7 protein-coding genes and 1 rRNA gene are annotated in these 12,304 nt (G+C 50.4%); 3 read left to right on the top strand and 5 right to left on the bottom strand.

Annotated elements, in window-relative coordinates; all coding sequences use genetic code 11:
- The 3 genes from E1919_RS16345 to E1919_RS16335 form a co-directional block, all read right to left on the bottom strand.
- Positions 1 to 73: ribosomal RNA gene (locus tag E1919_RS16345) — 16S ribosomal RNA — on the bottom strand; the annotation flags it as partial.
- A gap of 202 nt (positions 74 to 275) precedes the next feature.
- Complete coding sequence (locus E1919_RS16340) at positions 276 to 569, bottom strand: hypothetical protein (RefSeq protein WP_162054477.1); 294 nt, start codon at positions 567 to 569, stop codon at positions 276 to 278.
- 501 nt (positions 570 to 1,070) lie between these two features.
- Positions 1,071 to 2,315 (bottom strand): NAD(P)-dependent oxidoreductase, encoded by a 1,245-nt coding sequence (locus tag E1919_RS16335; protein ID WP_162054476.1) that lies wholly within the window; start codon positions 2,313 to 2,315, stop codon positions 1,071 to 1,073.
- A 272-nt stretch (positions 2,316 to 2,587) separates the two neighbouring features.
- Here E1919_RS16335 and gcvP point away from each other — a divergent pair, with 272 nt between their 5' ends.
- The gene (gcvP, locus tag E1919_RS16330) at positions 2,588 to 5,506 is read left to right on the top strand and encodes an aminomethyl-transferring glycine dehydrogenase (RefSeq protein ID WP_162054475.1); all 2,919 of its coding nucleotides are present in this window, start codon (positions 2,588 to 2,590) and stop codon (positions 5,504 to 5,506) included.
- Positions 5,507 to 5,752: 246 nt separating this feature from the next.
- The gene (locus tag E1919_RS16325; RefSeq protein WP_162054474.1) at positions 5,753 to 6,361 is read left to right on the top strand and encodes a DUF4136 domain-containing protein; all 609 of its coding nucleotides are present in this window, start codon (positions 5,753 to 5,755) and stop codon (positions 6,359 to 6,361) included.
- Positions 6,362 to 6,372: 11 nt separating this feature from the next.
- On the opposite strand, the gene E1919_RS16320 is transcribed toward E1919_RS16325, so the two are convergent.
- On the bottom strand, positions 6,373 to 8,664 hold the full coding sequence (locus E1919_RS16320; RefSeq protein WP_237144524.1) for a TonB-dependent receptor: 2,292 nt from the start codon (positions 8,662 to 8,664) through the stop codon (positions 6,373 to 6,375).
- Between the two features lie 192 nt (positions 8,665 to 8,856).
- Here E1919_RS16320 and E1919_RS16315 point away from each other — a divergent pair, with 192 nt between their 5' ends.
- Positions 8,857 to 10,041 carry a PQQ-dependent sugar dehydrogenase gene (locus E1919_RS16315; protein ID WP_162054473.1) on the top strand — a complete coding sequence of 395 codons (1,185 nt, stop codon included), beginning with the start codon at positions 8,857 to 8,859 and terminating at the stop codon, positions 10,039 to 10,041.
- Between the two features lie 239 nt (positions 10,042 to 10,280).
- On the opposite strand, the gene E1919_RS16310 is transcribed toward E1919_RS16315, so the two are convergent.
- Positions 10,281 to 12,287 (bottom strand): OmpA family protein, encoded by a 2,007-nt coding sequence (locus E1919_RS16310; protein ID WP_162054472.1) that lies wholly within the window; start codon positions 12,285 to 12,287, stop codon positions 10,281 to 10,283.
- Positions 12,288 to 12,304: the final 17 nt, after the last annotated feature.

The raw sequence follows: 12,304 nt of genomic DNA, 5'->3' as shown, positions 1-12,304 counted from the left end.
GAATCCGTTCGACTTGCATGTATTAGGCCTGCCGCTAGCGTTCATCCTGAGCCAGGATCAAACTCTCCATTGTAATGAATTACTTCAAACAGCCGAAGCTGTTCATGTGTTCGTCCGACCCCGGCTTCCCTAAAATTACCCCCTTCCCCGTGAGGGGAAGGAGCTGACGCAGCTGATTTCAACAATCACCCGCGCGGATTACCTTAAATTTTCTGTCTCAATCAATCTCTCAAAGAACGTAGCGAAAAGAACATCTTTCTTTTCCGTAGGGCATCTCACGATGCCGGTGTTTTCAGTGTTGTTCCGCAGGGCCTGTCGCCTTGTTTCCGGAAGCGGATGCAAAGGTAAGAACCTTTTCCCGATTCGCAATGAAAAAATAAGGAGTTTATTTTCCTGTCTCTCTTTTCTTCCCCTTCCTTCTGAAGCGGGTTGCAAAGGTACGAAATGTTTCCCTTTCCGCAATACCCAAGGAGAAGTATATTCTTCTCTTTCTCTCCTTCTTCTTTAGTCCGGGGAGCCTGTGTTAACAACCCCACTTCCTGACCGCCTCCTGCCGAAACGGGATGCAAAGGTAGGAAGCTTTTCCCGCTTTGCAAGCAGCAGGGGAAGTTTTATTTCCTCGCTGCCCTCTCACCCTCTCTTGTCCCGTCCCTGCCGAACGGGGATGCAAAAGTAGTAATCTTTCATCTATCCGCAAGCGGAGCATGTAAGAAAAGCGCTCATTATATAGCCTCAGAAACGCAACTAACTGATACTGCGGGGGAAATTTTTACAGGAAATTCAATGCTTTTCTTGCCCGGGCTGCACGAGGCCCCCTGAATCTGCGCGAGGAGGCGGGCCTGGTACACTTTCCTTTGGGTTGCCCCGCGCTGCTTTGCTGCTTCCTGCCTCTCTTGAGGGCCGGCAATCGGGGATAAGCACTTCCCCTGTCGCCCGGAGTTCTACTGCCAGAGTTTAACTATAGTGATGAATTCTACTTCTCTTTGGTGCCCTGCGTCTCAGGCACTGGGGAATAACAGTCAGGTATGCCACAGAGATTCCCGTGCATCAGAAGGTTTCTAGAGTTTTGGCTATGCCACCTCTTGCTTCTGTTTACCTGTAGTAGCGCTATCAGCATACTCCTGCAAGTAACTATAACGGGGCGTAAGTTTCCCGTCTTTGGCAATGGTGCCGCGCTCCAGTATGCCTTCTGCATCTCCGTTGAAGAGGTGCGGAAACACATTGTCAATCAGGTGGCGGCCGAAGTCGCGGGAGGCATTGCGCGGTAACTCACAGGGCAGGTTATCCACGGCCATAACGGTAATGTTTTCCGGGCGGCTGTAGGCTGGTTCCAGTTCTCCTGTATCAGGATTATAATCAAAAGCGGGGTCCTGTATGGTAGTGGAGCGCTTGGTGGTGGGAATAGAACCGTTGACATCGCAGGTAATGTCTGCGATGGTATTAATTCTGAAATCTGGCTGGCGTGCCTCCTCTTCTGTGAACAATTTGGGTGCATTTGGATGCCAGTAAGCGCAGGCCAGCAGCAGGTCGGTCACGCGGGTGAATTTACGGAACGTACTCTTATATAAGTGTGGATTGGTATAAAAGTCAGGTGAGTCCCACACTTCCACATCCGGGCGCATATTGTAGTCACCGGAATGCAGTTGGGCGTAAACCGGCTCGGTGAATTGCTTGTACAGGTAGTCAAACACACTCACCTTTTTTATTCCCATTTTATCCAGCACCTCCATCGCACCGCTGGCCACACGCCCTCCTCCTGTTATGGCAATTTTTACCGGCGGCAACTTCACTTTAAAGAACTCCTCCTGCATATCCTCCATCTCATGGCACAGGTAAGCGGGCTTCAGGTTGAACAGTTTCCACTTTTTGCCATAAATCAGCATACCGTTATAAGCTCCTACTATACCTGCGTAACGGCCAAAAGCTACTACCCGCTGCCCCTGTGGGGTTTTCAGGGTTTCATAGTCTATCAGCGTAATGTTCTTGTCGAGGATGGCGCGCAGCAGTCCGGCATTTTGCGGTTGCTTCTTTATCGTATGGGAGAAGAAGAAATAGGTCTTGTTGGGAATGAGCAGGTCAATAGGCACTTCTTTTACACCAAGCAGAATATCGCAGTCGTGCAGGTCCTGCTGCACCGGAATCCCCAACTCGGCATACTCAGCGTCGGCAAAACTTCGGACATCACTGGACTGCACCACAATCTCCATCTCCGGAAACTTCTCCAGCGCTTCCACACACTTTTTTGGGGTAAGCGGTACGCGCTTGTCTGTCGGTGTTTTCCCTTCCTTCACAACGCCAATTTTAGTTTTGCCCATGGATATGCCCTTTTGAATTGTTGATGAAACAAATTTGTTAGATTAAAGCAAGCAAAAAGCGCTTTTACCTGTTATAGTTGAAAGGCTGTATTGCACATAGATGCAATACCTTGTAAGTAGCAACGGATAGCAGGTGAAAGCCCTAACTATTTAGTTTTGATGCTTCAATATAATAAACAATTACTATTACTTTTGTAGAAAATTACTGAGAATGGCGGAGGTCCGCTGCTTTCTACTATTTGCAACCCATAATTCCCAATCTATATTCCGTTATGATTTTTAAAACCAAACCTGCAGATGTATTCAAGGAGCGCCACAACGGCCCCGACAAGGAGCAGATGCAGCATATGCTTCAGACTATTGGGGCAGACTCGCTGGACCAATTGATTGAGGAGACTGTTCCGGCCGCCATTCGCTTAAAAAAACCACTGAACCTGCCAAAGGCACTTTCTGAGAAAGATTTCCTGAAAAAGTTCAGCCAGATTGCAAAGCAGAACAAGGTGTTCAAGTCGTACATTGGCCTTGGCTATAATGATACGGTGGTGCCGCCGGTTATACTTCGTAACATTATGGAGAACCCGGGCTGGTACACAGCTTACACGCCTTACCAGGCCGAAATTGCCCAGGGCCGTCTGGAGGCGCTGATCAATTACCAGACGATGGTGATGGACCTGACTGGAATGGAGATTGCCAACGCCTCTTTGCTGGATGAGGGAACTGCCGCTGCCGAGGCAATGGGTATGTTCTATTCGCAGCGCAAAGGCTCCCGCAAAATCGCCTCCCGTTTCTTTGTATCAGAGCAGGTGCTGCCGCAAACAGTAGATGTACTGCTGTCGCGTGCCACACCGCTGGGCATTGAGCTGGTGATAGGCGACCACCGCGAGGCGAACTTGGAAGACGAGACGCTGTTTGGTGCTATTCTGCAGTATCCTGCTGCCGACGGTGCTATATTTGATTATACTGATTTCATCAGCCGCGCCCATGCCCAGGATATACTGGTAGCAGTAGCAGCAGATATACTTTCGCTTACTTTATTAACACCTCCGGGAGAGATGGGTGCTGATGCCGTAGTGGGCACTACGCAACGCTTTGGCGTGCCAATGGGCTTTGGTGGTCCGCATGCGGGTTATTTTGCCACAAAAGATGCCTTCAAGCGTGTTATTCCAGGTCGTATTATCGGTATTTCTGTGGATGCGGCCGGCGACAAAGCTTACCGTATGGCTCTGCAGACCCGCGAGCAGCACATCCGCCGCGAGAAAGCCACCTCTAACATCTGTACAGCGCAGGTATTGCTGGGCGTGATGGCAGGTATGTATGCCGTTTACCACGGCCCGCGCCGTCTGAAGTACATCGGCCTGAATACTTATGCCCTGACGCAGCAACTGGAGAATGGTTTGAAAGCCTTGGGCTTTGAGCAGCAGAACGAGCAGTATTTCGACACGCTGAAAATAGCAGTGGAGAGTGCCGACATGCAACAGGCAATCCGCCAGGAAGCAGAAGCCGCTGGCATCAACTTCCGCTATTTTGGTGAAAAGAACATTGGCCTTTCGATTAACCAGAACACTGAACTGCAGGATGTGAAGGATATCTTAGCGGTATTCGCGAAGGTGGCTGGCAAACCTGCGGATGTGTTGAACATAGACGAACTTCCTGCTGAAACAGACGTGACCTGGTCCGACAACCTGATCCGCAAGAGCGAATACCTGCAGCACGAGGTGTTTAACAAGCACCATTCAGAGTTGGAGATGACGCGTTACATGAAGCACCTCGAGAACAAAGATATTTCGCTGGTTCACTCCATGATTCCGCTTGGCTCCTGCACCATGAAGCTGAACGCCACGGCCGAGATGATTCCGGTAACCTGGCCAGAAATAGGACAGCTGCACCCTTTTGCCCCGGCCGACCAGACAAAAGGCTATCAGCAGATTTTCGCGGACCTGGAGGCCTGGCTGTGCGAGGTAACACAGTTTGATGCGATGTCGCTGCAGCCTAACTCCGGTGCACAAGGCGAGTACGCTGGCCTGATGGTAATTCGTGCCTATCACGAGTCGCGTGGCGACCACCATCGTACTGTTTCGCTTATTCCTTCTTCTGCTCACGGCACGAATCCAGCTTCTGCAGTAATGGCTGGTATGAAAGTGGTGATTGTGAAGTGCGATGAGAAAGGAAATATTGATGTGGCTGACCTGCGTGCAAAGGCAGAGCAGCATAAAAATGATCTTTCGTGCCTGATGGTGACGTACCCTTCCACACACGGTGTGTATGAGGAGAGCATCATTGAGATCTGCCAAATCATCCACGACAACGGGGGCCGCGTGTACATGGACGGTGCCAACATGAATGCCCAGGTTGGCCTGACGTCTCCGGCTACCATCGGTGCCGACGTTTGCCACCTGAACCTACACAAGACATTCTGTATCCCTCACGGTGGTGGTGGCCCTGGCATGGGCCCTATCGGTGTGGTGAAAGACTTGGCTCCGTTCCTGCCTGGCCACGCCGTGGTAGACCTAGGCCGTAGTGAGGCGATTAACGCAGTATCTGCAGCGCCTTGGGGTTCTGCTTCTATCCTGCCAATCTCTTACGCTTACATTGCCATGATGGGCGGGGAAGGTTTGACAGAGGCAACCAAAGTGGCTATACTGAACGCTAACTATATTAAGGCACGTCTAGAGAAGCATTACCCTGTGCTGTATGTAGGTTCTAAAGGCCGTTGCGCACACGAGATGATCCTCGATTGCCGTAACTTCAAAAAAGTGGGTGTAGAGGTAGAGGATATTGCAAAGCGCCTGATGGACTACGGCTTCCATGCGCCTACCGTATCTTTCCCGGTTGCCGGCACACTGATGGTGGAGCCAACGGAGTCTGAGGCACAGGAAGAACTGGACAGGTTCTGCGATGTGATGATATCTATTCGTGAGGAAATTCGTGAGATTGAAGATGGCAAAGCAGACCAGAAAGCGAACGTACTGAAGCATGCGCCACACACCCTGAAAGTTGCAATGACAGAGAACTGGAAAAGACCATACAGCCGTGAGAAGGCGGTATTCCCGATGGCTTATCTGCGCGACAACAAAGTATGGCCAACGGTTAGCCGCATCGACAGCGCATACGGCGACCGTAACCTGATTTGCTCCTGCGCGCCAATTGAAGCTTATAATGAAAATGGAAACGAGATGGTAGCTGTAGGCTAAGCCAATACGAAACTCCTGTTAATATAGAAAGCCCCGTAACAAAAACTGCTGCGGGGCTTTTTTGTGCTTGTCTCAAAAGAGCGTCTCCTATATAAAAATTAGACTAAAGCATGTGTAGCAGGAATAGTTAGAACAATCATTCAATATTTTGTATATTCCGGTGCTGTAGGCACTGTTGTTGGCGCGGTTACAACAGCTACAGCATATACCTCGTTATATCATTTAGAAAATAAATAGAAGTCTGAAATGATAAAAGCCACACCCTCTGGCACCTTTTTCCTGCTGCTTATCACCCTGCTGTCTTTGGCCGGCTGTGCCCGCATTCCGTTGGCAGATGTACAGTATGCATATGACCCAACTGTAAATTACAGAAAGTACCGCACCTTTGGCTGGTACAGAGCAGAGGTGCCGACTCCTGTTGCAGGAGGTTCAGGTCCTGCATTCAGTACACTTGTAGATGATAGAGTAAAGGGAGCCGTGGCCAGTGAGCTTGTAAAACAAGGGCTAAACCTAATGGTAGAGGGAACTCCTGACTTGCTGGTGGCTTACGATATTGCTGTTGATACTGCACTTCTGGTGCAGGATTATAACCTGCCACCAGGCTATGGCTACGCCTACTGGTATGGGTACCGCTACCGTTACAGTTATGCAGGTGTGCCAAACTATATGGATATAAGAAGGTATGACATCGGCACACTCGTTATCGATCTTATCGACCCAACCACAAACCAACTAATCTGGCGCGGCTGGGTAGGCTCCGACATAGACCCTGCTGCTCTGGATAATTCTTATATTCCGGTAGTTGTGGCAAACATCATGTCACGCTTTCCGCCAACACCAGATATAGCCCCCTAAGGCTATCAGGCCTATAACTTGTAGCTGATATTGATACCGCCATAGTAGTTGCGGTCGGGGGCAGGCTGGAAATAGCGACCGCCAAAGGCGTTCAGGTCATTCCCGAGGCTGTACTTTTCATCTGTAAGGTTGTCCACTCCTCCAAATACCTCCAACCCGATGTGGTAGCCGAGTTGCCGCTTAAAGCCAGCCCGTGCTCCCAATACTAAATAGCTGTCGGCGTATACCGTGTTGGCGTCATTCAGTGGAATTTCATCCACGTAAGTGCCTGTTGCATTTAAGTAAAACCCTAGGCTGGTGTTGAGGTCGAGGCCTGCAACGGCAGCGTGTGGCGCTGTGCCGGTCAGCCTGTTGCCGGAGAAGTTGTCTTCGTCCCGTTGGTATTCGTCAAAACGGAAATGGTTATAGGTATAGCTGGTCCAAGCCTTGAGTAAACTTAGCGTCTGCTCCGGCTTATCTATGAATGTGTAGCCTATACTCGTCTCGATTCCTTTCTGATTTGTGGAACCCACATTCCGAAACACAGCCACACTCGACACATCCTGTCGGCTCACAATAGTCTCACTCAGCCGGAAATAAAAGGCTGCCACATCAAAGCTCAGCTTGTCTGCCAAAGCAAACCCGCGTACGCCTACTTCATAGTTTGTGCCTCGCTCTGCCTCTAAATCCTCGTTTAAAATACCGTTAGAGGTGAGTATCTCCTCTTCTGTGGGTGGAGAAAAACCTGAACTTACGCTGGCATGAACCGATATATTATTAGAAAACTGCTTCAGCAGGGCAATTCTTGGAGAAAGTTCGGCCTCAAAGTTACGGGTATATATGTAATCGCCGGTGGCTACCTGTTGCAGCCGGGTTATTTCGTAGCGGGTGTCGTTCAAGCTAAGCGCTGCGGTGGCAATGATACCGGCAGGCAGTTCAAACTCAGCCTGGGCAAACAGGAAACCTGACTTTGCCACCACTTCGTCGTCGGAGCGGAGGGCGCCGGGTTCGCCGCCGTTGTTGTCATAGGTGCGGGATGCCTCAAAGCCCCGCTGGAACTCGCCTCCTACTGTAAAAGCAGCTCCTACACTTCCGAGGTTCATATCGTAAACAAAACTGGTGCGACCACCGAATTCCTGGCTGGCGTTGCGCTCATAGTCAGTGTTGAAAGGATGGTTCCTGAAGCGGTGCAGCCCATACAACACGGTGTTGTTCCGGAACTGGTCATTGAACCTGTACTCCTGCTTTACGCCTACATTAATACCCTCCTGGTTCATGGAAGCATTCTGTGCTTCGCTGCCAAACATGCCGCCCCGTGCCTGCCGTGGGTTTTCGTCATACTGCTCCTGCGTCAGCCCACCGGGAAGTTCATAGTATAGATTGGAGTAAATGATATTTGCCCCGACTGTTCTTTTCTCGGAAGGGTAAAATTCCGAGGTGATCAACAACACATCACGGTCAATGGCTGATTGCGGGCGATAGCCATCATACTGCTGTTTTGCATACTGCACCAGCACATTAGCTTTCTCTGTGCCGAAGCCAGCGGTGGCCGAGTACCGCCTAAAACCATAGGAGCCTGTGGTGGCACCAACCTTCAAAGCGCTTTCTCCGGTAGCGGCACGTCTAGGTTCCAACAACACGGTACCGCCTGTACCGGCACCGTAAATACTACCTGCAGGCCCCTTCAGCACTTCAATTCTTCCAATATTAGCAGCATCCATCAGGTTCAGGGCTGTCGTGCCATTGGCTTCTGTAAAGGGTATACCATCGTAGTACACCTTCACATTCCGGATACCATAGGGCGAACGCAGGGTACTTCCCCGGATAGAAAGGCGGTAACTGGCGGGAGCCCGCTCCTCCATCCGCACACCCGGCACTGTGTTCACGGCTCTTACAATGGAGCTCTCGTCGAAGCGCTCTATCACCTCCCGATCTATCAAACTCACGGCGCCGGCTGTTTGCAGCAAGGGCCGGTTGCTTTCATACCCTGTTATTACTACCTCCTGCAAACTGGCAGCGCTAGGCTCCAGGAGCACGCGTAGTTCCTCTCCGGCCGGGGGAATTGTTGTTCGCTGTGTTGTGTAGCCGAGGTAACTGAAGACTAGCCTTCTTGCTCTTTCCGACACAGATAAGCCAAAGTCACCCAGCTCATTTGTTACAGCCTGCTCCCCGGTACTAGCCGTAACGGTAACACCTTCCAGTGGTAATTCACTTCGGGCGTCCAGCACCCGGCCACTCACAAGCCGCTGGGCCAGCAGCGCCTGCGGTAGAAAAACCATTAAAATAAAGAGGAAAAAGGAGAATAGAGGTAAAGAAATCTTCATCAGATAATGTTTAGTAATAATCTCAAAACGGAAGAAGCTACTCAAAGTTTGAGCACTGTTTTACAACCTGTAGCAAAAGTACCCTTCATGTCTGCCTGTAACAATTCTTCAGACTTCAAGTTATAGATAGGAATCAACCATAAAGCATCTTGTTCCAGGATGCCGCTACGATACAAGACACAAAGTAAAACTATGAAAACATTTAACACCGCCTTGGCAATAGGCTTAGCCTTTACTTTTTCGGCTGCCACGGCACAAAACAGCGGTCAGCCTATAACTGCCTCCATGGAAGGGCATATTTATAAACCTGTTAAAGTACCCGCCACCGACGAACGGGTACGCCAATTGAAGGTACCCGCCGGCTTTACGATAACTAAGTTTGCTGAAAACCTGAACAAGCCGCGCATGCTGGCAGTTAACTCCGACGGCACAGTATACGCCACTGACCGCGACAAAGGCACTGTGACCATGCTCCGCGACACAAACAACGACGGAAAAGCAGACCAGCAGAAAGTGGTTGCGACAAAAGACCAGATGCACGGCATTGCAATCCGCGATGGTAAAGCTTACCTGATGACAGTGTATGACATTTACTCGGCCGACATTAACAAAGACGGCACATTGGGCGAGTTGAAAACCGTTGCCACAAATTTTCCTGCCGGGGGCCAGCATGCCAACCGCACGATTGAGTTTGGGCCTGACGGCATGTTGTATGTATCTGTAGGAAGCACCTGCAACGCCTGCAAAGAAACAGGAGAAGAGAGCGCTACGCTGGTGCAGATGAAACCCGACGGCTCCGGCCGCCGCATTTACGCCAAAGGCCTGCGCAATATGATTGGCTTCGACTGGCACCCACAGTCTAAAGAGCTATACGGCTTTGACCACGGCATCGACTGGCTGGGAGACACCACACAGAAGGAGGAACTCAATAAGATAGTTGATGGTGGAAACTACGGCTGGCCTTATGTTTACGAAGACGGCGAAGCCAACCTGGCAGATGAGCCGCCACAAAACATGACATGGGAAGAGTATGCAAAGAAAACAGAGTTCCCTGTACTGACGTATGATGCACACTCCGCTCCTATGGACCTCGTTTTCTACACTGGCTCTCACTTTCCGCAGGAGTACAGGGGAGATGCCCTTGTAACCTTGCACGGCTCCTGGAACCGGAGTGAACCTGTTGGGTATAAAGTAGTGCGGGTGCGTTTCGAAAACGGTCAGCCTAAGCAAATTGAGGATTTTGTAACCGGATTTTTAATGGAGGATGGCAAGTCCCATTTTGGGCGGCCGGTAGGTATAGCACAGCACCGGGATGGCTCACTGCTGATAGCAGATGATGATAATGGTGTTATTTACCGTGTAGCTTCTAAGAAATAAGCTTTAGATTCAGAGAAAGACTAAAACAAATATCCAGTAACAAGAAGAGGCTGACCGATTTGGCCAGCCTCTTTTTCATTGGTGTCTGTTAGATTTATTATATCGTTATCACACTAAATACTGCGCACGAAGCTGTTCTGCAGAACCCACCCCTGCCCCTCCCAAGAGGGCCCCTACCCCCAGGAGGGGAATCTGCAGACAGTAAAATGCAATGCGCATGAACCCAGCCGATAGTGGTATTAATTTTTCTTGATGACGAATTCTGTACGGCGATTCTTTTGATGATCTTCCTCAGAGCATATCACGCCATCCCCACAACCATTCACCAGCCTTGTTTTACCATAGCCTTTGGCAGTCAGCCTGCTTCTGTCTATACCCCTGGATACCAGGTAATCTACAGCGGACTGAGCTCTTCGCTCTGAAAGGATTTGGTTGTAATCCTGACTCTCGCGGCTATCGGTGTGGGCACTCAGCTCAATCTCGATTTGCGGGTTATTTTCCAGCAGCGTGGCCAGCTTGTTCAGCTCACTTGCAGCATCCGTACGGATATCCGCCTTGTCAAGGTCGTAGTAGATATTCTCCAGCACAATGGCTTTCTCCAGTTCATTCTTGTCAAACAGCAACACCACCTCTACGGTGTCAGGGGCTGATGCTGGCACCTCTGCAGTGGTTTGCATTTTCAGGTAACCGTGCTTCTCACCCATAAAGGTATAAGCATCCCCTGCTCTGCCATCCAAGAAGTGCTTACCGCGCTCGTCTGTGACAAACACAGTAGAATCTTTTATACTCTTCTGAGCCATTACGATTCTTGTTTCAGGAAGAAGCTCCTGCACCGTCCGCTTCTGCTTGTCTTGCTTACGCTCGAGTGTGGTGATGGCAAGCACTACCGGCTTGTTCAGGATATCGAAGGTAAATATATCATCCGTTCCATTGCTGGCATCGCGGTTAGATGACAGCAGCCCTTTCTTACCCGGCTCTGTAAACATGATGCCGTAGTCGTTCTTCGGCGTGTTAACCGGGTAACCCATATTTTTAACTTTACGCCAGTTGCCTTGTGTTCCCTCAGCAGAGAAGATATCAAGGCCACCCATACCTACATGGCCATCAGAAGCAAAGAACAGCTTACCTTTGGCGTCTACATAAGGGAAACTCTCACGGCCCGGGGTGTTGACAACAGTACCTGCATTTATTGGTTCACCCCAGCTGCCGTCGGCCTTGCGAAGGGAGTAGTATACATCCGTATCGCCCATACCTCCCGGCATATCAGACACAAAGTACAGCACCTGCCCATCGGGTGACAGTGCGGGGTGACCTACTGAATATTCCTCTACCTTGTTGTATACGAAAGGCTGAATGTTGCTCCAGCTTCCGCCTTGCTTTTCAGCAGTGAATATCTCTAGGCGGTTCACGTAATCCTTCGCCTCTGGCTCGGCCGCTTTTACCCAACTGGTTGGGTCAGAATTTACATGCATTTTTCTCTGCATTACCTGCGTGCGGGTAAAGTAAAGCGTTTTACCATCCTCAGCGGCAGAAGCAGTAGCGTTGTGATAGTCGGAGTTGATGACATCCTGCAGTGGCATGGGGTTGCCCCAGTTACCCTGCACATCCTGCTCAGCGGTAAACAACTGCAGATAAGGGCGGCCGGTCCAGCCGTGCAATAGCGCCTGGTCTTTCTTTTTATCGCCGGTGACCGGCTTCACTCCCCTGTCAGAAGTGAAGATAATGCCTTTGTTGCCGTACTGCATCGGGCTGAAATCGGAGTAGTTAGCATAATTAAGCACTTGCAGCGGCTCTACTTTGGCCACAGCAGGCTGACGCATCCATCTTGCTGCCATTTCTGTTGCCTCTATCAGCTCCTGGGCCTGCTCTGCTTTGTCGGGCATTTCTTCGCCCCATGCCATGTACTGCTCTTTTGCCTCTGCATATTTGCCGTTGCTGCGCAGTGCATCCGCAAAGTAGAACAGGTTTATCGGCTCGCGGCCGGTCATCTTCACTATTTTACCGTACCAGTTTTCGGCTTGCGCTGTCTGGCGCGTCAGGCGGTATGCATCCGCGATGCGTGTGGCTGTCTCTAAATCTGGTGTGCGTTTCTGGATGGCCTCCTGGTAGTTTTCCAGCGCCAAAGCGAATTCGTAATTCTCGTATTGTTTGTTTGCCTTGCGAAGGGATGACTGGCTATGCGCCACAGGGCCAAAACCTAACATCGCCGCCACAACTAAACATAAGGGTGTGTATTTATATCTCATAGGTGTAAGCGCTAATG

This window comes from Pontibacter pamirensis, assembly GCF_010015475.1.
GTDB classification, from domain to species: Bacteria; Bacteroidota; Bacteroidia; order Cytophagales; family Hymenobacteraceae; genus Pontibacter; species Pontibacter pamirensis.
Note: the sequence above shows the minus strand (reverse complement) of the source record. Positions and strands in the feature narration are given on the sequence as shown.

What these genes read in the sequence shown, in the direction of transcription:
- E1919_RS16335 (WP_162054476.1), bottom strand. Translation starts at nt 2,315, where the DNA reads ATGGGCAAAACTAAAATTGGCGTTGTGAAGGAAGGGAAAACACCGACA.
- gcvP (WP_162054475.1), top strand. Translation starts at nt 2,588, where the DNA reads ATGATTTTTAAAACCAAACCTGCAGATGTATTCAAGGAGCGCCACAAC.
- E1919_RS16325 (WP_162054474.1), top strand. Translation starts at nt 5,753, where the DNA reads ATGATAAAAGCCACACCCTCTGGCACCTTTTTCCTGCTGCTTATCACC.
- E1919_RS16320 (WP_237144524.1), bottom strand. Translation starts at nt 8,664, where the DNA reads ATGAAGATTTCTTTACCTCTATTCTCCTTTTTCCTCTTTATTTTAATG.
- E1919_RS16315 (WP_162054473.1), top strand. Translation starts at nt 8,857, where the DNA reads ATGAAAACATTTAACACCGCCTTGGCAATAGGCTTAGCCTTTACTTTT.
- E1919_RS16310 (WP_162054472.1), bottom strand. Translation starts at nt 12,287, where the DNA reads ATGAGATATAAATACACACCCTTATGTTTAGTTGTGGCGGCGATGTTA.